The following is a 23,199-nucleotide window of genomic DNA, read 5'->3' on the forward strand; positions in this document are numbered from 1 at the left end:
TTACTCCTTTGCCTGTTCAGGATGACCGTAAAATGGCGCGCCTTTTATCCAGAGTTTTAGCGCTTGCCAGTAGATCGAAAACACGACCTTTACCGTCATCACGGGCGTTTTAGCGATAAGTTTGGTGAGCTCAGACGAAGTGAATGGCTTCTTCGACATGGCGAGTGTGGCGTCAAACTCCCGTCCTTCCCGATGCGTTTCGAGATGAACAAAGGCTGTTTTATCAACAGGACGCAGCTTCCAAACGTACTTTTGATCTATCGGGTTAAAGGGAGAGACGTGAAATGCCTTGTTGTTCTCCCAATGTCTACCCGCAGGAACCGCATAGTAATGTCGCTGGTTCCACGGAGTGTTGCTGACTTCTGCAAGCATATAAGTCCAACGATCTTCCTCGTCATAGAGGTAATAGAAATTCACTGGGCTGAAATACAAGCCGAAGTATCGGAGATGGCAAAGCGCTAATACCTTGCCGTTGTAGCGTTTCCCGGTCAGCGTGTAGATTTTGTCTTGAACCGCTTTCTTCGTATCCTCCCGACCTTCCATGTAGTCAGGCCTGTGAAACGACGCCATTCCCCACTTTTTGGTTGTGAAACCTCTTACCGATTTAGTGAGCGAGTCGACTTCATCCAAATCAATCATGGGCATAAACATCGGGTACGAAAACATATGCTCTACCGGCATAAATCGGCGGTGACGAACACTGCCGACGAATAGGCCGCTGAGAGAGTCACCACTCATGACGCACTCCGTAGCGGCATTGGCTCAACATTGCTGTTAATGCCTGCCACAACGTCGAGTGCGCTTCGAACGCCATCTTCATGGAATCCGTTGTACCAGTATGCGCCGCAGAACCAGGTGTTATTTACACCGGAAACCAGTTCGCGTTTTTTCTGTGCCGCGATACATTTCTGGTCAAACACCGGATGGGCGTATACGAACTTTCTCAGGATCTTGGATTCGTCTATGTGCTCGGTTTGGTTGAGCGTCACGCAGAAGGTTTCAGGAGACTTGATGCCCTGAAGGATATTCATGTTGTAGGTCAGCGCAGCGCCTCGGGATTCGCGTCCGTCATTCTTGCCGAGATGATAGTTCCAGCTCGCCCATGCGGCTTTACGCTCTGGCAGCATTTTTTCATCGGTATGCAGGACAACATCGTTGTCTTGATAATCGATGTCTCCAAGCACTTCCGTTTCGTGTTGACTTGGGTCAGCCAGGAGTGCCAGTGCCTGATCACTGTGGCAGGCGAAAATGACTTTGTCGAAGTACTCTTCACCCTTTTCAGACTCAACAACGATATGGTCAGGGTATCGAATGACCTGTTTTACTCGGGCATTGAGACGAATGCTTTCTTCAAAAGCAGGCACCATCTTACGAACGTACTCGCGAGAGCCGCCAGGGATAACGTACCACTGGGGACGGTTTGCCACTTCCAGCAAGCCGTGGTTAGCAAAAAAGCGCAGGAAAAACTTCAGTGGGAAAGCTCGCATGTCAGACAGCGTCGATGACCAGATCGCAGCACCCATTGGCAGGATGTAGTTCTGGCAAAAGTACTCACTGAAACTACGACGGGTCAGAAAGTCTCCCAGCGTTTGCTCAATCAGCGGATCACCATGAGTCGACACCGCATAAGCTTCACGCGCCTCTTTATTGAATCGCAGAATTTCGGAGATGAACTTATAGAACTGCGGGTTAAAAAGATTACGTTTCTGGGCAAATAGAGAAGACACACTATGGCCGTTATATTCGAGCCCATTATCGTCATTGTGAACGCTGAAGCTCATTTCAGTTTCTTGCGCACCGATGCCGATGTCCGCCATCAGGCGCTGAAAATTTGGGTAGGTACGATCGTTAAAAACGATAAAGCCGGTATCAATCGCGTAGTGACCGCTGTCGACTTCAACATCTACGGTTGCGGTGTGTCCACCGATGTAGTCGTTATATTCAAAAAGCGTGATGTCATGTTCTTTATGCAGGTAGTGCGCACACGTCAGGCCAGAAATGCCTGAGCCAATAATTGCAATTTTCATTATGCTTTCCTTGTAATTTTTCTTACCAGCGCGAGTTGCATTGCCATTGGCAGTGTAGACAGAAATTTTAGGAAGTAGCTGAACTTCTTAGGAAAGTGCACCTCTACTTTCTTTTTAGCCAACCCATGACGAATAGATTCTGACGCTTCTTCAGGCGTCACCAGCATCGGCATAGCGAAGTCGTTCTTGTCGGTGAGCGGTGTTTTCACAAAACCGGGCGAGATAAGTGACACTGTCACCCCTTTATTTTCTAAATCTACCGAGAGAGAGCGAGCCAGATAGGAAATTGCCGCTTTGGATGCGCCGTATGCTTCCGCTCTGGGAAGACCAAGATACGCTGCAGTAGAGCCCATTAGAGCTAAATGGGTACCTTTTTGAAACTTACTCTGAAGCGCTTCTATACAGTTCAATACGCCAAATAGATTGATATCGAAAACGCGTCTAAACAGCGACACATCAATTTCACCGTGATCAATGTACTCACAGGTGCCAGCATTCAGGATAATGAGATCATAAGACGTTTCGTTTTGGGTCAACGCCTGCTTGGTAGCCTCGGCATCCGTCGCATCAAAACTCAGAACAGTGACGTTGTCACGCTCTTTCGACCAGGAAAGCAAAGCAATCACGTTTCTGCCGCACGCCGTGACATTCCAGCCATCAGCGGCATAGTCTTTGGCCAACTGCAAACCAATGCCCGATGTCGCCCCTGTAATGAGTACACGTTTCATTGGCCCAATCTCTTTTTGATCATTTTAACGGCAGAGCCGAGCACAGGTAGCGCTTCGTAAAGCATTTCACCCAAATCGAAATAGTCGCGGTGCACAACCACACGCCCTTCTTTCAACACAAGTCGCGTGCATCCTTTGACTGCACGCTCAGCGCCGCCTTCCAGCTTAGGGTGAGATAACGTCATGGTCCAACTGATGAAGGCAACGTCACCGTTGACAGCATGGTCGTGGATGTCGAAGCGACAATCAGTAACATTGGTGTACATGGATTCGAAATACCGTGAAAGATTGTGGTACCCCTCAATGCGGTGAGCGGGGTCTTCAAACACAACATCTTGGCTGTAGATTTCATCCAAGGAGTTCAGGTTGTCCTTGCGCAGAGATGTGTAGACAGTGATGAACCTGTCTAGTGTGTCGCTCTGTGATGTGGCTGCTGTTTGGATCATGATTCTGCCCTGTGCGTGTTCTGATAGCTCTTCGCCATCTCGAACATTTGTATGGCTCTCTCTCTTGCCAACTTGTGGTCAACGACCGGTTTCGGATAGGAGAGCTCTATACCGTTTTTCTCTGCCCAAACATGAGGTTCGTGAAGCGACTTGTCTGGAACAGACTCTAGTTCTTTCAACCATCTACGGATGAAACGCACGTTAGGATCAAATTTTTTGCTTTGAGCTGTGGGATTAAACACACGAAAATAAGGCTGGGCATCGGTGCCTACCGATGCAGACCACTGCCAACCGCCGTTATTTGCGGCAAAATCGCCATCAATCAACTTAGTCATGAAGTACTGCTCACCCCAACGCCAGTCTATGTGAAGGTCTTTCACCAGGAAGCTTGCCACGATCATACGGAGGCGGTTGTGCATCCATCCCGTGTCATTGAGTTGGCGCATGGCAGCATCCACGATAGGGAAACCCGTGCGGCCTTGTTTCCATCGTTCGAACAGCAGTTCATCGCGATTCCATTCGATGGTTTCGGTCCAATCGAGGAACGCTTTGCCTTTGCTGATATCGGTATATGCAGCGACGATGTGCTGATAAAACTCCCGCCACACCAATTCTGACAGCCAAACATTGGCCCCCCCTGAATCCTTCTCAAAACAGTTCTGCTCTTCCACCAGCAATCGCGCAAGGCATTGACGTGGCGATACTGCACCAATCGCAAGGTATGGAGACAGCTGACTGGTAGCGGGAACAGCAGGGAAATCTCGTGTGGTGTCATACTGGTCCACACGATAGCGGCAGAAATCGCGTAAACGCTGAATGATGGCACTATCATCAATCGGCCAGCCTACAGAATCTCTTTGCGGATACCTGAAAGACACATTACAAAGCTGACGTAGAAGCGAGGACGTGAGCGCATTAGTTTGCACCGGTTCTGGCGCACTTAGTGGCGCGATGTTTTCCGCTCTTGCTCTGGCAATCCACGCTTTTTTGAACGGAGTAAATACACGATAAGTGTTGCCAGCTCCATTTGTCACCGTGCCAGGCGCAAAGATGCATTTGTAATCGAAGCGGTGAAGCTGGGTGCCTGTCAGGCTGAGCATGCCTGCAATCGAGTTATCACGATCAACTTCGTCGGACTCGTAATCGCGTGTGCAGTAGATATCGGCAATTTGATATTGCTGGCACAACTGCGCAAGGGAGTAATTGATGTCTTTATAAGTGTCCACCGAACGCACCAACAGAGGGATTTTCAGCGCTTCTAGTTCCTGTTGAAGCACGACTAAACGCCGGCGGATGAGATCTGCCTGGATGGGGGCCAGGCGATGCGAACGCCACTGAATTGGCGTTTCATAGTATATGGCAATCACAGGCTCACCACTTCGGCACGCCTCGGTCAACGCGATGTTATCCTTTATTCGGAGGTCTCTCCTAAACCAAACCAGCTTCATCCTTACGCTCCCTCTACATGCTGTTATGTGGTCTATTGGCCAAGCCCATGCTTGCCATTGCGAGTTCTGGGTGAATCTTGGTGCATTCACCGGATACTTCTACCTGGAGATCAGCCGACATCATTAATTCGGCAATCTCCCTTTTCATCGCGGGCGTAAAGGCCTGATCGGAATGAATAACAAACCGTGAAACCCCTTTATCCACCATGCTTTTACCGAGAATGGACAACCCTGCACCCACTCCACCGAGAGTGGTGACAGTGTAACCTTCCGACTGAAGCGTCAGCGCTTTCAGGTAAAAGCGGAAGCTTTGGTCCCGCGTTACACTGACAATCCAACACTTCTGTTTGCCCTTCACTTTCTGGTTCATATGCAAGCAGTGAACCAGTACGTTGTTCAGTTGCGCACGCCATATCTGTGCGCACAAGGCACCAGCTTCAGAGGTTTGTTTGTCAAACCAATCGGTTAACGGTTCAAACAGCTTCGATTCCAATACCTGAATGGGGTAGTTTTTGGTGAGCTCATAAAGTCTGGCTTCCAACGCTTTTACTTCAAAATTGGTCACCAAATTTTTTAACGTATCCCATTCCGGCAAATTTTGGACGTTCTCGACATGGGTCTGGTTTACCCCAAGCAACTCTTTTACCTGGCTGACCGGTACCCCTTTGTCTAACCAGGACAAAATCTCCTGAATGTGTTGAACATCCTGCTCTGAGTAGAGACGATGCCCTTTTGGGGTACGTTGCGGGGTGACCAGGCCATAGCGACGCTGCCAGGCACGAAGGGTGACGGAGTTCACCCCGGTGCGCTCTGACACTTCGCCGATAGACAACAATTTCTTTTTAGAGTCCATAACGTAATCTCAAGCTATCCGGATAAGGATTCAGGTAGCTCTGTTGAGCCAGATAAGGATCCGGATTTTGGTTCAAGTGGTGATTAATGAGAGTAAGAGGCGCCAGCAACGGCATGGTGCCTCTGCGGTACGCATGAATGAGATCCGCCAATTCCGCTTTCTGTTGCTTGTCGAGTGCGCGTTTGAAATAACCCTGTAGGTGCATCAACACATTGGTGTTGTTCTTGCGCGTCGCACGTTTCGTAATGGCTTGCATAAAGCGGGTGCGGTATTCAGCGTAAAAATCATTGATATCATGATTGGCAATGTCTGCGACGAACTTGCCCAGTTCTTTGTAGTCGGATGGCGAGTGCGCCATCAAAACCAGTTTGTAGCGTGAATGGAATTCAACAATTGCTCGGCGGGAAAGTCTTTCAGCCATCGAGTCGTAGAAGTCCCGAAGGGCAAAGATGCGGAAAACAAAGTTTTCACGAAGCACAGGGTCATTAAGGCGACCATCTTCCTCGATAGGTAACCAAGGCATGCGTTCTATCAATTGTTGGGTGTAAAGACCTACCCCAATCTTTTCAGAAGCCACATAACCGTTCTCACGGTATACCTTGACGCGTTCCATGCCACAGGTTGGTGATTTTGCACAAACAACGTAACCGCACAGCTCCATCCCCGCGAGGTGTTCGGCTTTTTTCTTGCTGAAATCTACCATCTTCGCTGTATGGTCAGCGTCTGCATCTTTGGTTTCCACCAAGCGCACGCCAATGGGTTCGCCGCGATCCAACAGACGAATGGTAGGCCTTGGTACTGGCAGACCAATGCCTACTTCAGGGCAGACAGGAACAAACTCTACATAAGGTTCGAGTTCGCTTGCCACAAAATGACTTCGCTTATGTCCACTGTCGAAACGAACTTGATCGCCAATAACACAAGCACTCACTCCCAGTTTGATCGTCATAACGCTGTTCCTTAGTTATACATGTTTTTATATTTGTACAACTTAAGGATAAGAAAGGATCACTCTTGTACAATTATTTTTTTGTGTACAAGGTGATAAATTTGCGCCATGCAATAAAAAACGCCCCTCCCTGGTCAGGAGAGGCGTTTCAGTTCGCAGTTTTCAAAGGTTAATCGGTCGCGGTGGACTGTTCGGCTTCAATAGCTAAATCGATCTGTTCTTCAAAGCCTTTAAGGCGCTTGTAGATAGACATGAGCTCAACAATAGTCGACCAGGAATTCACCAGAAACTGGAAAGATTCTTCTACCCTGCCAAACGCACGGATAATTTGCTGCAGCACACCCAAGGTAACAGCACCGGACACTATGGTTGGACCCAAGGCAATGTAAGGAACAATCACTGTTCCCTGTAGATACGACCATTTAGCAATATCGAAGTAGAGGTAATGACGGTAGAGATTGAAATAGTTTCGTCTCACGTTAAAAAACAGTTCTTTCAACGATTCTGGCTCTGCACGGTCTTCGTGGTCTTCGCCATAAACCAACTCTTTCCGGTAGGCTGCTTCTACTTTTTGGTTTTTAAACTCTAATCCTGGCAGCTTTATGCCCACAACAGCCAGAAGCACAGTACCAAACAGTGCGGAACAGATGGCGATATATACCAGCGAGCGGGACACTTCGCCAATCCAAGGCAGTTCAGTGATATTTTCACTCAGCACCCAAAGAATCGGTAGGAAGGCAAACAGTGTCATCACAGAACGCATAAAGCTTACGCCGAGAGACTCCATGATGCGGGCAAATCGCATCGTGTCTTCCTGAATACGTTGAGACGCCCCTTCGATGTGGCGAATTTTGCTCCAGTGTGAAACGTAATAGTCATTCATCGCGGTTCGCCATCGAAAAACGTAATGGCGAATAAAGAATTCAAGAATCACGGCCACAACAATGTAGATGGTCGCAATGGTCAAGAACTCGAGGCATGAGGAAAGGAATTCGTCAAACTCGACGGTATTTGGCTCAGAGAGCGCTTTTTGAATCAGGTTGTAGAAGGAACCGAACCATTCATTTATCTGAACATCCAACTCTACTTTGTACCAGGTCACGTAAAGAATGAGCGCGGAGCCTAATATCGACCAGTGAAACCAGCGTCTATCCAGAAAAAAAGATTTAAACATATAAACACTTCCCAAAACTCTGTGTGACTCTTTGATATACCCTAAAGAATTTCTCTCCCCTCAGACCAATCTGTCAGAGGTTTATAAAATGAACGTTTTTCTAAGAAGATCATTTCAAGTCTAGACATTAGTGGACTGATTTACGAAAAGATAACAAATTGATCTTGTTGATTATTCTATCACTTGTCAGGAAATATATTGATGGAGTTCACACCTTGCTAAATTGTGTGATCATTTACCCAAAAACCTGATGGAGAGAGAGCTCAGGAATTTTGGGTAATGGCTACTGAATGGCCATGTTTGAGGCGTCAATGAGTTCGTCGTTATCTACCAGTTTGCGGAAAACCTCGAAAGGCACAGGGTCACCGAAATAAGAGCCTTGCAGCATTTCGACTCCAGATTTAATCAGGTAGTCAGCCTGCACTTTGGTTTCCACACCCTCTGCAACAACATGGAGCTTAGATTCACGTGCAAACGCGAGAATGGAATCAAGAATGGTGTTCTTAAAGTCTTCCATGCCAATACCATCGACGAACATACGATCAATCTTAATGGTGTCGATGTTAAGCACATGAAGGTAGGAAAAAGCGCCATAGCCCGTACCACAGTCATCCAATTTGATAGAGATCCCTCTATCTGTCAGCGCTTCGATACAGACTGCAGCCTTATTAAGATCGCCAAATTTTGTCCGCTCAGTAATTTCAAGCGACAGCAGATGAGGGTCCAAACCTGCTTCTTCAATTTTGCTAAGGATTTTGTCCGCAGTATCAAATTTCTCCAGATAACTAGGGGATACATTAACACTGACAAAGAACCCTTCTGGCACTCGAATGTCATTGAGGTGAGCCAACACGTTATCTATCAGTTGGTCGGTAATCCTATCTATGGCCCCGTTTTGTTCTGCAAGCGGGATAAAGGTATCCGGCTGAATAAATTCGCCGTGGCTCGCCTGCCAGCGAACCAGCACTTCTGCGCCGACGATTCTATAGCCGTTTCCTTCCGGCATAACAATCGGCTGATAGAAAGGCTTGAGGGCATTAGACTCGATAGCTTCATTGAGGAGACCACTGAGTCCTTTGCGTTCTGATTGGTTGAGTTCCACACCCACAGCCACTAAGACCCCAAACAAAATCACCAGCGCGCCGAACAGAATCACAAGATCCCCGACCAGATACTCAACCCCATCTTCATTGATGTACAAACTGACATTAATGTCTCCGTCCAACTCTCCGCTATAGACCTGACGATAAGGCAAATCGTTTCGTTGGTAGAGTGAGATCTCCTGTCCATTAACCCTCACCACCATATAAAGGCAGCGATCACAATTGGATAGGAAGTTTCTTGGCTGTTGAAAGGTGAATCGCAGAAGGCCCTGCTTGTTTTGAAGACGCATCTCTTCAAATTGATGATCACTCAAAATGAGTGATACACGGTCAAAGAAGATCTCTTCTTCGGAGGAAAAGGTCATCAACTCACGTCCGGCCTTGTCGACGTTGTATATCGAACAAGAACGCCCGCTGGGGAGGTGCAGGTCAACATACTCTATAAAGAGATTTTGATTCTTTGACTCGCTCATCAACTCGACATCATCATTGTCACACTGATAGAGCAGGTTTTCTTCAAGCGCCCGCATCTGCTCAAAACTCTGACGATAGAGCTCAGAGTAGAGTTCAGAGAGCACGGAGACATCTTCCCTGATCTTTTTCTTCACTAACCAGTTGGAAACCGCAAACTGCGAGAAGTAAGCGAAAAGAACAGTCACAAAAATAATCGATAGCGCTTTAATGTGTTTTCTGAGCCAATCCACTGAGGCTCCTGTTGAATCCCAAATCATTGATAGTAAGGATAGGACAAATAGCAATACGATCTTTGTAAAAATACGAGACTAATTCAAAATTAATCCCTTCACGTTTTGTGTCTACCTTCACGACACATCCACACTGCTAATTGTCAAATTACTTTCTGTTTATCATGGAGATAGTATCAAACCCACGTTTTAATCTGCAGTTTGAGTACTTTTGAACGATTTTAAACCTAGATAATCATTCGGTCATAAATCAGCATTAAGCGTGATTAATCTTCTTTCTTCGACACTTTCCCAAGCTAGAAAACATTTATCGCTGAGTATGAGCTAGCTGTCCTGTTTCCAAATTGAAGACCTGTCTCAAAAATCATATCCCAAACCATAAGTGCCGGCGATGTCATGACACCCTTCTCCGACCTGCTGAATTTCTAGGATTTTTATTCCACTTCACATTGCGATCTGACGCATATGACATAGACTTTTTATAGAGACACATGACTCATATGTAAGGGTTTAACTTGCCTTCTGTGCCACCTCTTTCGGAAAACGTGACAACTACCGACGCAAACGCCCCAAGGTTCCTTTCTTTGCTCGGGATCGTCGTAGTTTGCGTTGTTATCCTTATCTCTACCTTTACTTTGTATAAAAGTGCCCTTTCGAGGCAGATAGATCTTCAACACCAAATGTTGAGTGTGGAAGTCAACCGCGTACAACGTGCCATTGAAGTGAACTTGCAAAAAGAAGCCTATTTTTGGTGTGGTTAGCCAACAACCTTCAAAACAAAGGCCAAGTCAATGAGGATAACTGGCAGAGTGCCACCACAGGTATCGAGCGTACCTTTCCTTTCTTCTCGGGTGTTTACTGGCAAGATCAAAACCAAGAAGTTCTCTATACATCCCCGGCTTACTTCACACCAAAACCGATGGAAAGTGCCTGGCAGATAGCGCCCTCCGTCCGGTTCAATAGCATGCCGGTTCTATCTAAGCTTTCTACGTCAGAAGTTCGGGTTGCCCCTAACGGCGCCATTTCGATTGAAATGCTCCACCCCGTTTTCTTTGATGGACGGGTAGCGGGCTATTTGGGCGCAAGCTACAACATTAAACAAATGATCGAAGCTATAGCTACTGAATTTCTACGCCCTGAACAAGAGCTCGTGTTGAGCGACGGCAACGCCCCTTTTGTTGGAAATCTGCCAGATTTTAGTGGCGCAATGATGGATACGGTTGAACTCACCGCACTAAATGGACAGTGGCAGCTGACAGTATGGCAACGACCACAGTTCGACCAAGTCTATTTCTCGCTGCCTATGCTGATTTTCCTCGCTGGTATTGTCGTGACGCTGCTGGTCGCCATTTCGCTGTACCTGTTGGAGGTCAACATTATCGGGCGTCGTGCAGAGTCCAAAACCGTTTATAAGTTGAAGAAAGAGATCATCCAAAGGCGTGAGGTCGAGGCTCAGTTGCAGTTCACTGCGAACCATGACCCACAAACCCATCTTCCGAATCGATTTGCGCTACAAACCTATCTCGACCGGGCTCTCAGCTCCGATCAAGACATTGTTTTGATGTGTCTATCTCTCGATAAACTTCGGGAGATCAATGATATGTACGGTCATCTGGTTGCTGACCAATTGGTGTTCGAAGCAGCTAAACGTTTTAAAACGGTGCTTCCCCCACACGCGATACTTGGGCGCACGGGCCACGATCAATTTATGATTGCCTGTGCAGGCATGTCCCAGCTGGAAGCGGAAATGCAGGCCAACCAGCTGAGAATGTGTCTAGAAGAAGAGTTCTACATTGAAGACAACGACATATTGACCAGTTGTGCCATTGGGATCGCCTATCGCTACAGTGATGATCTTCGTGCGGAAAACATGGTACGCCATGCAGATACCGCCGCCAATAAAGCACGAGCTCTTGGAAACCGAAAAGTTGTCGCCTACAACCAGACCATGCAAGACCAGCTGAACCACAAGAAAGAGCTGGAACGTGCGATCCGCAAGGCAATCAATAACGACGAGCTTGAGCTCTATTTTCAGCCACAGGTCGATCTTCGCACGCGACAGATTGTCGGCGTAGAGGCTTTAGTGCGTTGGGAAGCCAAAAGTGGCGCGGCGATCAGCACCGACATCATCATCAAAACTGCCGAAGAAACTGGCCTGATGCAAAGACTTGGTCATTGGGTCGTTGATACTGCGCTTAAACACTATTCGCACATGCTCGATGAGCGCTGTGCGCCAAAATGTATTGCTATCAATGTCTCTGGCCACGAGTTTCAGGATGGTTATCTGGCAGACTATGTTATTCGCTCCGTTACCCGATACGACATTCCGCCTTCGCGCGTTCAAATTGAGCTGACGGAACAAGTTTTCATTGAAAACCTTGAACGAAACCAACACATTCTCAACCGACTTACCACCTCGGGGATTAGTCTGGCGATTGACGATTTCGGTACCGGCTATTCCTCGCTGGCCTATTTGAAGCATTTCCCTGTAAATACCGTAAAGATTGACCGTGGCTTTATCAAAGATTTGCCAGAATCGAAAGACGATTTGGTAATTTGTCAGGCAGTGGTCAGCATGGCGAACTTACTGCAATTGAAAGTGGTTGCGGAAGGCGTAGAAACACTTGATCAACAGGAACTGTTGAGAAACATTGGTTGTAACTTTGCCCAGGGCCATTACTACTATGCGCCAATGACCGCAGAACAACTGATGACAGAACTCAAGAAACAAAGAGCCGGGCGTTTATACCCGGCTTCTTAATTGACATTATTATCGCAAATTGCAAAGCATTCTGGTTATGCTGCTGCAGTTTTCCAGACATCCGGTTGAATCGCGATGACCGAATCCCCTACTGAGAACCAAATCTGGCCATCTTCAATTGTTGCCTGAATGGCCATCGTGCGGCTACTTGCCGCTGCGGCTGCATCCAACACTTCATCAATCACGTTGATAATCGTCAGGTTCTTGAACGGGAACAGTTTGTTCAACATGCTCGCTTTCCAAACGCTGGCTGGATTGTCGTCATAGGTGAACAACACCACTTCTTTTGCATGCGAACAGGCTTTCTTCAGGCGTTTTTCATCTGGCAAGCCAAGTTCAACCCAAAGTTCAATCTCATCGCTGTAGTTTTTGATCCACAGCTCCGGCTCTGTGTCTTCGCACAATCCTTTTGTAAATTGCAGACGCTCATCGGCGTACATGGTCCATGCAAGCAGACGAAGCATCATGCGCTGTTCAGTTTCTGACGGGTGCTGCGCCAGCGTTACTGAATGATCGAGATATACATTTCTCGACATGTCAGCCACATTGATTGAGGCTTTATACACCGTTGCTTTAAGTGCCATGGTTATACCCACTCTAAAATTTGTCGTTCAATAAGACCTGTATACGGTCAGGTTCTTTGCAAAGTTGTTCTTTTTCACGTTTTGTCAGCCGCTTGATATGCCACTCAAGCGACATCGCCTGTTGTTTCGTTCCCACCTCATAAGACCAGGCTAGTGTAAGAGGCTGTTTGCCTCTCAAGTACTTTGCAGTTTTTGTGCCGTTTTGCTGGTGCTCATCAAATCGACGCATAACATCAGTGGTAACACCACAATACAAAGAGTTATCACGCGCACGAATGAGATAGACGTGCCAGAGAGGCACGTCGTTGGAAGGAGTCAAAGTCATGACGTAAAGATGTGCTAGCCTTGGTTGTCCATGAGTTGATTAACCAAAGCTTTGAGTTCAGCGACTTCGGCTTCTAATGCTTCGACACGATCAGTCAGACCTTCTTGTTGCGGTTCTGGTGAGAATGAAGGTGTCACCGTCTCGGTTGGGGCTTCTGACCCAAAGAGATGTGCGTAGCGGCTTTCGCGTTTACCAGGTTCTCTTGGCAATTGAGCAACATAGCCCTTTTCAATCATGCCATTTAGCACTGATTCAACCTGACCCACATCGCTGAATTCGCATAAACGGTTTGTTCGGGTACGAAGCTCGCCTGGGGTTTGGGGACCACGCAGCAGCATCACGCATACGATACCCTTCTCTTGCTCCGAGAACTGGAGCGATCCGAATTCCGTGTTACAGAATCTGTGCTGGTATTTAGTCACTCGGCTACCAAAGCCTTCCAAATCACTGATAAGTCGTTTGGACTTGAGCGATTCCACGGCATCTAGCACTTCCGCTTCGCTAAGTGCATAAACAGGTTCACGGTTACTTTTCTGGTTAGCGGCAGTGGTCAGGCTGTTGAGGGTCAATGGATAGAGATCCGGCGTAGTGACTTCTTTTTCCAATAAACATCCAATCACTCGCGCTTCATAAGGGTTGAGTTCAATCGCCATGAGAATACCTCAGTTAAATCCTATGCAGCGGTTTATAGCAATCAAGTGCTAGCACGGCAACTGCCCATACGAGTATTTGCCATATTGGCGCGGTAACTGCCGGAACTTTGGTCAATTTATGGAATGTCGACCTGCAAAATCGTCTTATTCCTGTGATTTTGGCTCAACAGAGACAATTTTCTGTCACGTGATTTATCAGTTTTCAGATAAAATCGCCCAATTGTTGTTTTAGGTGAATAATTTTGCCGACTTGGAGTACAGGAGAAAGTAATGGGTATGTTCGGAAAAAAGGCAACATCGAGCCCATGTTTGTCACTTATCGCTAAAGAATGCCGTGTAATCGGTGAATTTGACTTGGAAGGTGACATTCAGTTTGACGGCCAAGGTGAAGGCACCATTATCAACGCACGCAATGTCGTGATTTCTTCTACTGGTCACTTTAAAGGCGACATTCGTGCAGAGCACGTCACCATCAATGGTTATGTTGAAGGCACCTGTATTGCACGCGAAGTCAACATCCTGAGCTCGGGTAAAATGAAAGGCCAAATTCAAAGCGAGCAATTGACCATTGCCAAAGGCGGTTGCCTGATGGGCGAAAACAAACTGAAAGACGAGCCATCACTCAAAGTGGTCAACGAGGATAAAAGCTCACCAGAAAAACCAGCTTCAAATCAGGAAAAATCTACTGCATCGGCCTAAATACATATTCTGATGCAATGATCAGCAGTTAACTGCCCTATTGTCTTTCAACTGTTGACTTCATTCGCCAACATTATACGATCCGCGAAATTATATTATTTCGGAAGTACCAAGATGTCTGAACAAGCAAACCAAGCGCAAGAAACCGTCAAGCTGGAAGATCTGTCTGCAGAACTGCAGCAAGTGATCAAATATGAACAAGTACCAGCCGAGCTGTTCACCATGCTGGCATCTATTCATGAAGCGTCTGAAAGCGTTGTTCGCGAAGCTTGGGATACAATGCCTGCAAGTGCACAAAACATTCTGGACAACTTCGAGCAGTTCCACGCACTGGTTAGCCTGAGCCAAAGCTACGCGGGTCTGGATTTCATGCAAGAAACCCAAGACATGAAGTTCGATGACATGGACGAAGAGAAAACTGCAGAATACAAAGCCGTTTTGCTGGATAAACTACTACACAACTGTGTGAAAGATCTGGTTAAGCAACTGAAGCAAGCTCGCCTGAAACCAGCGATGAAACGCGAATTCCGCGAAATCTTCACCAAGTAATTTTCGCTTAACAACCGAGCAAGAACAAAAAAGAGGTGACAATGTCACCTCTTTTTTGTTTTGTAACTGTCAGGATATCGCAAGGAATGAAAATTCGGATTCGCACATAAGCACGAGCTATTTACGCTTAAAACTTGTCGCCAAAAACCTGCGTCCTGCCTCCCAATTCTCCCCTATATATATCCCAGACAAATTAATACAAACTGTAACAAGCAGAATAGATTCACAAATATGTCACAAAATGGCTGCATTTTACGACCCGTTTCTCATTAATTAAGTGTAAGTTGCCATCCAATTTCATTTAGAACCTATAGTTGTAAGCTGTGCGAAAGCCAGCCTAAAAATCTACAGAATTACAGGGACGAAAAATGAAGAAAAGCCCACTAGCATTAGCTCTCCTGACAGCAGCAGTCGCAACAGGATGTGCTGTCGACAATTCGAACAATGCTCCGTTCGATCTCACTATCTTACACATTAACGATCACCACTCTCATTTAGAGTCCTCTTCTCAGAAGCTGAAATTGGCAGGTAAATCTACGTATGCTGAAGTCGGTGGCTATCCAGCATTGGTTTCGGCACTCGATCAGCGTACCAACGCAAATGACAACGTATTGAAGCTTCACGCTGGCGACGCGATCTCAGGAACGCTTTACTACGCTCTCTTCAAAGGCGAAGCTGACGCTGCCATGATGAATCACGCATGTTTTGATGCGTTTGCATTAGGAAACCACGAATTCGATGACGGAGATGCAGGTCTGGCACAGTTCCTTGATTGGTTAAACGAAGGTAACTGCAACACTGAAGTATTGGCTGCAAACGTTATTCCTGAGCAAGGCGTTTCTGCTCTCGCCCAGAATTCTGCAAACGACTACTTCAAGCCTTACACTGTCAAGCAGTACGGCGGCCAGAAAATCGGTATTGTCGGTATCGATATCGCCAACAAAACAATGAATTCTTCGAACCCGGACGAATCGACTCAGTTCCTGGACGAAGTCGAGACGGCTCAGAAATACATTGATGAGTTGGTTTCTCAAGGCATTAATAACATCGTTTTATTAACCCACTATCAGTACTCAAACGACCTTCAACTGGCTGAAGCATTGACAGATGTAGACGTTATCGTCGGTGGTGACTCACACACCCTGTTGGGTGATTTCGCGGAAGTAGGCTTGAAAAGCGATGGGCCATATCCAACGCTGATGAAAAACAAAGATGGCGACACGGTTTGTGTTGCTCAAGCTTGGCAATACACTCAAATTCTTGGCGAACTTTCAGTATCGTTTGATGGCAACGGCAAAGTGGCCTCATGTAACGGTACGCCACACCTTCTGATTGGTCAGGAGTTCAAACGTAAAGATGAAAATGGCAAGAAGCAGGTTCTGGTTGGTGCTGAACTTGCAGAAGTGATTGCAGATGTTAAAGCTCAGCCTAACCTTGTACAGGTTAAGCCAGATGAAGCAACAGCAGAAACACTTTCTGTATTCAGCCAGAAGCTGGATGTGCTGAAAGATCAGGAAATTGCTCAGTCTTCCGAACTACTGTGTTATGACCGTGTTCCGGGTCAACAGAAACATAAAGGTGCAGACGGCTGTGATGCGCAAACCAATCTGCACGGCTCTCAAGTCGCTGACCTCGTTGCTCAAGCCTTCCTTGCAGAAACAAAGCGCGCTGACGTTGCTATCCAAAACGGTGGTGGTGCGCGTGCAAACATCACCCAAGGTGCATTTACGGTAGCTGGCGCGACCAAAGTACTTCCGTTCAATAACACCATGGTTAACCTGACCATGACGGGTGCTCAGGTGAAGAAAGTCATCAACGAAGCTGTTGATAAAGCTTACCTGGAATATGTGGACAACAGTGCTGAAGGTTCAGACGGCGCTTACCCGTACTCTGCGGGTATCCGTTACGATGTTGATTTCAACAAACCTGCCGGTCAGCGTGTTCACAACTTCGAAGTGAAGGCAAAAGGCGATGGCACTTGGTCTAAGCTGGCTGACGACCGTGAGCTTGTTGTCGTTACCAACAACTACATTGCAGGTGGTAAAGACGGCTACCTGACCTTTGGTGAAATTTCCGGTGATAAATCGAAGTATGAAGATACGTTGAAGCTCTATACGGAAACCTTCATCGATTACGTTCGTGGTTTGACGGAAAGTGGCCAAAAAATTCAGCCAGTTTCTGAAGAAGATCGCAGCACCCAGACGTTTACGCCAAAACGTTAATGACGCAGAAAGCAAAACTAAAAGAGGCCAAGTGAATCACTTGGCCTCTTTCTATGTTCTAAAGAGCCGAAATTTTAAAAGCAAAGTGCTCTTTTCAGGTCCGGTACAGAACCTTCACCACGTGCCAGCCGAAGCGGGTTTTAACAATGTGCGGCGTCAGCACTTCAGCGTTAAAGCACACTTTGTCGAACTGAGGCACCATTTGACCGCGCTTGAACTCCCCCAAGTCGCCGCCCTTTTTGCCTGACGGACAGGTGGAGTATTTCTTTGCCAGCGTCTGAAATTTTGCGCCTTTTTTTAATTGACTAACAATATCTTCCGCCTGGTTCTGGTGCTTCACCAGAATATGGAGTGCGTGTGCTGTGCTGGCCATGCATGTGCCCTTTTACTGCCGTTCTTTCATTGGCCGCGGATTATATCTCCGAGACCGCTACCATTCCAGATTTAGTTCGCTGTAGTATTTTTCAGTGCATCCAGTGGCAACCAAGTGACTTTCACACCCGCTTGTTCAAACATATCTGCGCTAACTTTAATTTTTTCGCCCCAACGTGAAAGGAAATCTTCCGTTTGTTCAGGGCAGTGAACCTGCGTAATGCCGGTCTGGATGATCTTCGCAGCACAGTTTGGACAAGGGAAATGCGTTACCCAAATTTCGCAGTCAGCCAAATCCCGCTTTGCAAAGAGAATGGCATTTTCTTCTGCGTGAAGTGTTTTAAGAAGCTTCATTTCACGATCGTCAGTATCTGCACTATCAGAAATGCCATGCGGATAACCATTGAATCCGACAGAGACAATACGATTGCCTTTTGTTATGACAGCACCAACCTGTGTTGAGGGATCTTTACTCCAAGAGCCAACCAGCTCTGCCATTTGATAGAAACGTACAGCCCACTTCGAGATCATTGCCTTTCCAATAAGTTACCCATTCACAATGTCGCTATTTTGCTTAATCCATGAGCTCAGCTCAACAAAAAAGCGGCCTTAGGGCCGCTTTCATGATGAAATGCTGAAAATCGTTAAAATAGCGACTCATTAAGCACTAGATGGCACATTATAGATGCTGCATAACCCAGCATAATCACTGGGCTCCACTTCAAATGGCCAAAGAAAGTGTACTTGCCTCGAGCCTGTCCCATCAAAGCAACGCCAGCTGCTGATCCTAAGGACAACAGGCTACCGCCCACACCGGCAGTTAGTGTCACCAACAACCAGTTACCCATGGACATATCCGGCTGCATCGTTAGTACAGCAAACATCACCGGGATGTTATCAACAATCGCCGATAGTATACCGACAATAATATTCGCCCAAACGGGATCCCACTGTAGGTACATGACATTGGAAATCGTCGCCAAGTATCCAATCAGACTCAAACCACCTACGCACATTACAACACCATAGAAGAACAGCAACGTGTCCCACTCTGCATGTGAAACCCGGCGGAAAACGTCAAATGGGATGACTGAACCCAATCGTTTCAGAGCCGCTTCGTCTTGCTTAGCCTGTGCAACAGCGCGTTTTCTCGCCAATGAACGTGGCAATGTCTTACGCAGATAGAAACCGAAGAATTGCAGGTAAGCCAAGCCCATCATCATGCCGATAACTGGCGGGAAATGAACCAGACCATGGAACCCTACTGCTGTCACTATGGTAAAGAGGAACAGAACGACTATACGCTTCGCACCGCGTTTGATTTCGACATACTCATTCACCACGTCTGGTTTATCTTTCGGTATAAACAGAGACATGATGAATGCTGGTAATACGTAGTTGACCACAGAAGGAATGAAGAGCGCGCCGAATTCGGAGAAGCTGACTAATCCCGCCTGCCAAACCATCAGCGTAGTAATATCACCAAACGGGCTGAAAGCCCCACCAGCATTCGCCGCAACGACAATGTTGACGCAGGCAAGATTGATAAACCTTGGGTTATCACCACCAATCTTCAACACCACAGTACACATCAATAGTGCCGTGGTGAGGTTATCTGCAATCGGAGATATAAAGAAAGAAAGGATGCCGGTAATCCAGAAAAGCTGGCGAAGATCATAGCCTTTACCGACGATCCAGGCTTTCAGGCCATCAAACAACCGACGCTCTTCCATCGCAGAGATATATGTCATGGCCACTAGTAGGAACAGCATTAACTCGGCGTATTCGAGTAAGTTGTGTTCAATCGCGCCTTGTGCCACCTCAATTTCACCGGCATTTGAATAAACAAAGCCAATCATCAGCCAAATAAGGCCTGCTGCCAGCAAGACTGGTTTGGATTTCCTTAAGTGAAGTTGCTCTTCGAGCATGACGAGGGTGTAAGCTGCCGCGAAAATGATGAGAGAAATATAGCCGACAGCCGATTGAGTTAAATCTAGGGGGTTACCACTACCTGTGGCGGCGAAAGCATTACCGGAGAACAGCAACACAAACGCTAATATACACTTCATCCTGGTGCCTCCAAGCGAATTTAAATGAATTTCGCGAGGGGCACTGCCGGGCTACATGAGCTCGTTCAATACACTCACAGACGCAACGCCCCTAAATCATGACTCCCTGATATATATGAATTTATTGTTACCCTTAAGGTTATTAAGGGCCGGGAGCCTAATTGTCGCGCCACAATGATAGATCTTGTTACAGAATAATTCAGAGTAAATTGTTTACTTTTCAGGCATCACCCACAAACCTGATTTTTAAGGCGATAACTGGCGTTTCACTGTTGGTAAATGAGAGCATGATCTGCCATTTCAAAACAAAAAAGTGCTAAAGCACTGTGTCACAGAATCTCCGTATTCCTCTTAAGCTCTTCGATTTACAATGTAAAAAACCGAACGACGATTAACGCAGATCAAACTTTTTTACAAAAAGCACAGGCAACCACTGTAAAGCCATTGTGACATTTCATTCACTACTTTATAACTTATTAATGAGATATGTTGCTAGTTTAGATAGCCATAAGCAGTTGATGAATAGGTGCGCACAATCTTTAAGCACCGTTTACTTGTCGATTAAATTCCTATTTTATTCATGGGCTTAACAACAAATATGCAAATATGACCTCTGCAACCACTTAAACAGTCGTCTTAATCCACAACTTTAGTGCCTGATTTTGAATCAGATTTTGGATATAACAATGGATTAACACTGGCGGAAAGATTGGGTGTACCACTCAATCGCCATTTCATCACGGAGAATGATATGAACGTGTCCAAACTACTTCTTTCGGCATGCTGTGCCGCAACACTTTTATCTACCCCTTTCACAGCAATGGCCGACACAGCGAAAGTCGCCGTCTCTCAGATTGTTGAACACCCAGCACTTGATGCAACCCGCCAAGGCCTGTTGGATGGCCTAAAAGCCAAAGGCTACGAAGAAGGTAAAAATCTAGAATTTGCTTACCAAACCGCACAGGGTAACCCTGCGATCGCTGTACAGATTGCCCGCCAATTTGTTGGTGAGAAGCCAGACGTGTTGGTCGGTATCGCGACTCCTTCTGCGCAAGCATTGGTTGCTGCAACTAAGTCTATTCCTGTTGTATTCACCGCTGTTACCGATCCTGTGGGCGCGAAACTCATCAAGGACATGGAAAAGCCAAATGCTAACGTAACTGGCCTTTCAGACCTTTCACCCGTTGCTCAACATGTGGCACTGGCAAAAGAGCTTCTTCCAAATATGACTTCTATCGGCGTGGTTTATAACCCAGGTGAAGCGAATGCAGTTGCATTGGTTGAGCTTCTGCGTGAAGCCGCCGATGCTCAAGGCCTGAAAGTAGTTGAAGGAACTGCGTTGAAGAGTGCTGACGTTCAGTCTGCCGCGCAAATTGTCGCATCTCAGGCAGACGCTATCTACGCACCCACTGACAACACAGTAGCGAGTGCGATTGATGGTCTTGTTGGCGCAGCGAACCAAGCGAAGAAACCTGTTATTGGTGGTGCAACCTCATACATTCCTAACGGCGCTGTAGCAGCACTGGGCTTTGATTACTACCAAATCGGTGTTCAAACTGCTGACTATGTTGCTGCTCTATTGAATGGCGAGCAAGTATCTGCACTGCCAGCAAAAGTGGCTGTAGGTTCTGACTTGGCGATTAACCTGAAAGCCGCGCAAAAACTGGGGCTGGAAGTGCCTCAAGCATTGCTGGATCGTGCAACAACAGTAGAAAAATAAGAACGTCAGGAGCAGTACATGACCTCAATTGCCTTTTTTGGCACGCTGGAAGTAGGTCTGGTTTATGGCCTGGTCGCTCTGGGCGTATATCTGACATTCCGGGTTTTGGACTTTCCGGATCTGACTGTCGATGGCAGCTTCCCGATGGGAGCTGCTGTTGCAGCCACGCTTATCGTTTCAGGCGTTGATCCTTGGATTTCCACTTTTGCCGCTATCATCGCAAGTTCTATGACAGGCTTGATCACCGCATTTCTTACTGTGAAATGTGGCATTTTGAATCTGCTTGCCAGTATCCTGACGATGATCGCCGCGTTCTCTATCAACATCCGCATCATGGGACGCCCAAACATCGCCTTATTAGGCGTAGACACCATTCTTACACCGTTCGAAAACATGGGTATCGATCCTGTTTATGCCCGACCACTGGTGGTCTTTGTTCTGGTTGTTTTGAGTGCTTGGTTTGTCATTCGACTTCTCAATAGTGATTTTGGCTTGGGACTGAGGGCAACCGGTGTCAATGCTCGCATGGTAAAAGCACAAGGCGCGAGCACTGCGTTTTATACCTATTTTGGTCTTGCCTTATCTAACGGCTTTGTTGGCTTTTCGGGTGCGCTTTTTGCCCAAACCAACAGCTTTGCTGATGTCACCTCAGGTGTCGGTACCATCGTTGTCGGCCTCGCAGCCGTCATCCTCGGGCAAACCTTGCTGCCAGGACGAAAAGTCTGGGTGGCTGTGGTTGCCGTTATTCTTGGTTCGGTTCTCTACCGTTTGGCCGTCGCATTTGCACTTAGCTCCGGCATGTTCGGTTTGGAAGCTTCCGATCTGAACCTCGTCACCGCAGTGCTTGTGGCACTCGCTCTGGTCGCGCCAAAAGCCAAACAGCAGTATCAGAAGAACAAGAAGATGAAAGAAGCGGGAGCGGTGAAATGATCGAGCTACAAGACATTCAAGTCACCTTCAATCCTGGTACCGTGCTGGAAAACCGCGCTCTGCGCAGTGTCTCTCTCACGGTTCCAGAGAACCAGTTTCTTACTATCATTGGTTCAAATGGTGCGGGTAAATCCACCCTTCTTGGTGCAGTTTCCGGTGAAACGCCTATGGTCGGCGGTCGTGTAATCATTGATGGTACTGATGTGACAAAGCAGCAGGTCCATCAACGCGCTGCCCTAGCCGCCCGTGTGTTCCAGGACCCGCTGGCCGGTACTTGTGCTTCTTTAACCATCGAAGAAAATCTGGCTTTGGCTTTTAAGCGCGGAAGTATGCGTGGATGGAGCCTTGCCCTGTCCGGCAAACGCCGAGAAATCTTCAAAGAGCGCATTTCCATTCTGGGATTAGGACTGGAAGATCGTCTGAGCGACAGCATAGGCCTTCTTTCAGGTGGTCAACGCCAGGCTGTCAGTCTGGTGATGGCAACGTTGTCTGACAGTAAATTACTGTTATTGGATGAGCATACAGCGGCACTTGATCCTCGTATGGCTGCCTTCGTTATCGATCTGACCAAGAAAGTCATCACAGAGTTTGGTTTGACTGCCCTCATGGTGACGCACTCGATGAAAGACGCGCTAGCCTGCGGTGATCGCACCGTGATGCTTCACCAAGGTGAAATTGTTCTGGATGTCGAAGGTGAAGAACGTGCCAACATGGGCGTTCCTCAGCTATTGGAAATGTTCAGTAAAGTTCGCGGCGAAGAACTTGCAGACGATAGTTTGCTTCTAAGCTAACACTTGAAACCCGACCCTATCATATTGGGCAGTTTCGACTGCCCTTTTACTTTTAAAACGGAAGTATTGGTCATGGTTTCAAGCCTACGACA

22 protein-coding genes are annotated in these 23,199 nt (G+C 47.1%); 7 read left to right on the top strand and 15 right to left on the bottom strand.

Going from position 1 to position 23,199, the window contains the following annotated elements:
• From G5S52_RS02065 to G5S52_RS23705, 9 genes are all read right to left on the bottom strand, one after another.
• Positions 1–738, bottom strand: coding sequence for a DUF1365 domain-containing protein (locus tag G5S52_RS02065; RefSeq protein ID WP_165011575.1), 738 nt, complete (start codon positions 736–738; stop codon positions 1–3).
• Positions 735–2,027, bottom strand: coding sequence for an NAD(P)/FAD-dependent oxidoreductase (locus tag G5S52_RS02070; RefSeq protein WP_165011576.1), 1,293 nt, complete (start codon positions 2,025–2,027; stop codon positions 735–737). Before G5S52_RS02070 ends, G5S52_RS02065 begins: the two co-directional genes overlap by 4 nt.
• Positions 2,027–2,755 carry an SDR family NAD(P)-dependent oxidoreductase gene (locus tag G5S52_RS02075; RefSeq protein WP_165011577.1) on the bottom strand — a complete coding sequence of 243 codons (729 nt, stop codon included), beginning with the start codon at positions 2,753–2,755 and terminating at the stop codon, positions 2,027–2,029. The genes G5S52_RS02070 and G5S52_RS02075 overlap by 1 nt, the downstream gene beginning before the upstream one ends.
• Positions 2,752–3,201: a nuclear transport factor 2 family protein gene (locus tag G5S52_RS02080; RefSeq protein ID WP_165011578.1), complete on the bottom strand. Its 450-nt coding sequence runs from the start codon at positions 3,199–3,201 to the stop codon at positions 2,752–2,754. Before G5S52_RS02080 ends, G5S52_RS02075 begins: the two co-directional genes overlap by 4 nt.
• Positions 3,198–4,649 (bottom strand): deoxyribodipyrimidine photo-lyase, encoded by a 1,452-nt coding sequence (phrB, locus tag G5S52_RS02085; RefSeq protein ID WP_165011579.1) that lies wholly within the window; start codon positions 4,647–4,649, stop codon positions 3,198–3,200. Before phrB ends, G5S52_RS02080 begins: the two co-directional genes overlap by 4 nt.
• A 13-nt stretch (positions 4,650–4,662) precedes the next feature.
• The gene (locus tag G5S52_RS02090) at positions 4,663–5,502 is read right to left on the bottom strand and encodes a MerR family transcriptional regulator (RefSeq protein ID WP_165011580.1); all 840 of its coding nucleotides are present in this window, start codon (positions 5,500–5,502) and stop codon (positions 4,663–4,665) included.
• Positions 5,492–6,451, bottom strand: a complete 960-nt coding sequence (locus G5S52_RS02095; RefSeq protein ID WP_165011581.1) for a YbgA family protein — start codon at positions 6,449–6,451, stop codon at positions 5,492–5,494. Before G5S52_RS02095 ends, G5S52_RS02090 begins: the two co-directional genes overlap by 11 nt.
• Positions 6,452–6,620: 169 nt before the next feature.
• On the bottom strand, positions 6,621–7,625 hold the full coding sequence (gene sbmA, locus G5S52_RS02100; RefSeq protein WP_165011582.1) for a peptide antibiotic transporter SbmA: 1,005 nt from the start codon (positions 7,623–7,625) through the stop codon (positions 6,621–6,623).
• Positions 7,626–7,908: 283 nt separating this feature from the next.
• Positions 7,909–9,432: an EAL domain-containing protein gene (locus G5S52_RS23705; protein ID WP_165011583.1), complete on the bottom strand. Its 1,524-nt coding sequence runs from the start codon at positions 9,430–9,432 to the stop codon at positions 7,909–7,911.
• Between the two features lie 751 nt (positions 9,433–10,183).
• On the opposite strand from G5S52_RS23705, the gene G5S52_RS02110 reads away from it, so the two are divergent.
• Positions 10,184–12,193, top strand: a complete 2,010-nt coding sequence (locus G5S52_RS02110; RefSeq protein ID WP_368737441.1) for a putative bifunctional diguanylate cyclase/phosphodiesterase — start codon at positions 10,184–10,186, stop codon at positions 12,191–12,193.
• A 35-nt stretch (positions 12,194–12,228) separates the two neighbouring features.
• Here the strand turns inward: G5S52_RS02110 and G5S52_RS02115 are convergent, their stop codons facing one another.
• The 3 genes from G5S52_RS02115 to G5S52_RS02125 are packed head-to-tail and all read right to left on the bottom strand — an operon-like array spanning position 12,229 to position 13,755.
• Positions 12,229–12,777 (bottom strand): YaeQ family protein, encoded by a 549-nt coding sequence (locus tag G5S52_RS02115; RefSeq protein WP_165011584.1) that lies wholly within the window; start codon positions 12,775–12,777, stop codon positions 12,229–12,231.
• A gap of 13 nt (positions 12,778–12,790) precedes the next feature.
• On the bottom strand, positions 12,791–13,102 hold the full coding sequence (locus G5S52_RS02120) for a GIY-YIG nuclease family protein (RefSeq protein WP_165011585.1): 312 nt from the start codon (positions 13,100–13,102) through the stop codon (positions 12,791–12,793).
• Between the two features lie 14 nt (positions 13,103–13,116).
• Entirely contained in the window at positions 13,117–13,755 is a 639-nt protein-coding gene (locus G5S52_RS02125; protein WP_165011586.1) for a YceH family protein, read from the bottom strand.
• Positions 13,756–14,025: 270 nt separating this feature from the next.
• On the opposite strand from G5S52_RS02125, the gene G5S52_RS02130 reads away from it, so the two are divergent.
• From G5S52_RS02130 to nadN, 3 genes are all read left to right on the top strand, one after another.
• Positions 14,026–14,454, top strand: coding sequence for a bactofilin family protein (locus G5S52_RS02130; protein ID WP_165011587.1), 429 nt, complete (start codon positions 14,026–14,028; stop codon positions 14,452–14,454).
• A 114-nt stretch (positions 14,455–14,568) separates the two neighbouring features.
• Positions 14,569–15,003, top strand: a complete 435-nt coding sequence (locus tag G5S52_RS02135; protein WP_165011588.1) for a DUF3069 domain-containing protein — start codon at positions 14,569–14,571, stop codon at positions 15,001–15,003.
• Positions 15,004–15,371: 368 nt separating this feature from the next.
• The gene (gene nadN / locus G5S52_RS02140) at positions 15,372–17,225 is read left to right on the top strand and encodes an NAD nucleotidase (RefSeq protein WP_165011589.1); all 1,854 of its coding nucleotides are present in this window, start codon (positions 15,372–15,374) and stop codon (positions 17,223–17,225) included.
• Positions 17,226–17,319: 94 nt separating this feature from the next.
• Here nadN and G5S52_RS02145 read toward each other — a convergent pair whose 3' ends face one another.
• From G5S52_RS02145 to nhaD, 3 genes are all read right to left on the bottom strand, one after another.
• A complete protein-coding gene (locus G5S52_RS02145) occupies positions 17,320–17,598 on the bottom strand; it encodes a peptidylprolyl isomerase (protein ID WP_046306610.1) in 279 nt (92 codons plus the stop codon).
• Between the two features lie 71 nt (positions 17,599–17,669).
• Positions 17,670–18,128 (bottom strand): dCMP deaminase family protein, encoded by a 459-nt coding sequence (locus tag G5S52_RS02150; RefSeq protein WP_165011590.1) that lies wholly within the window; start codon positions 18,126–18,128, stop codon positions 17,670–17,672.
• Positions 18,129–18,241: 113 nt separating this feature from the next.
• Positions 18,242–19,666 carry a sodium:proton antiporter NhaD gene (gene nhaD / locus G5S52_RS02155; RefSeq protein ID WP_165011591.1) on the bottom strand — a complete coding sequence of 475 codons (1,425 nt, stop codon included), beginning with the start codon at positions 19,664–19,666 and terminating at the stop codon, positions 18,242–18,244.
• Positions 19,667–20,417: 751 nt separating this feature from the next.
• Here nhaD and G5S52_RS02160 point away from each other — a divergent pair.
• The 3 genes from G5S52_RS02160 to G5S52_RS02170 are packed head-to-tail and all read left to right on the top strand — an operon-like array spanning position 20,418 to position 23,107.
• Positions 20,418–21,386: an ABC transporter substrate binding protein gene (locus G5S52_RS02160; protein ID WP_046306604.1), complete on the top strand. Its 969-nt coding sequence runs from the start codon at positions 20,418–20,420 to the stop codon at positions 21,384–21,386.
• A gap of 18 nt (positions 21,387–21,404) precedes the next feature.
• A complete protein-coding gene (locus tag G5S52_RS02165) occupies positions 21,405–22,316 on the top strand; it encodes an ABC transporter permease (protein ID WP_046306602.1) in 912 nt (303 codons plus the stop codon).
• Positions 22,313–23,107, top strand: a complete 795-nt coding sequence (locus G5S52_RS02170; protein ID WP_165011592.1) for an ABC transporter ATP-binding protein — start codon at positions 22,313–22,315, stop codon at positions 23,105–23,107. The genes G5S52_RS02165 and G5S52_RS02170 overlap by 4 nt, the downstream gene beginning before the upstream one ends.
• The last annotated feature ends 92 nt before the right edge of the window (positions 23,108–23,199 follow it).

This window comes from Grimontia sedimenti (genome assembly GCF_011045095.1).
GTDB lineage: Bacteria > Pseudomonadota > Gammaproteobacteria > Enterobacterales > Vibrionaceae > Enterovibrio > Enterovibrio sedimenti.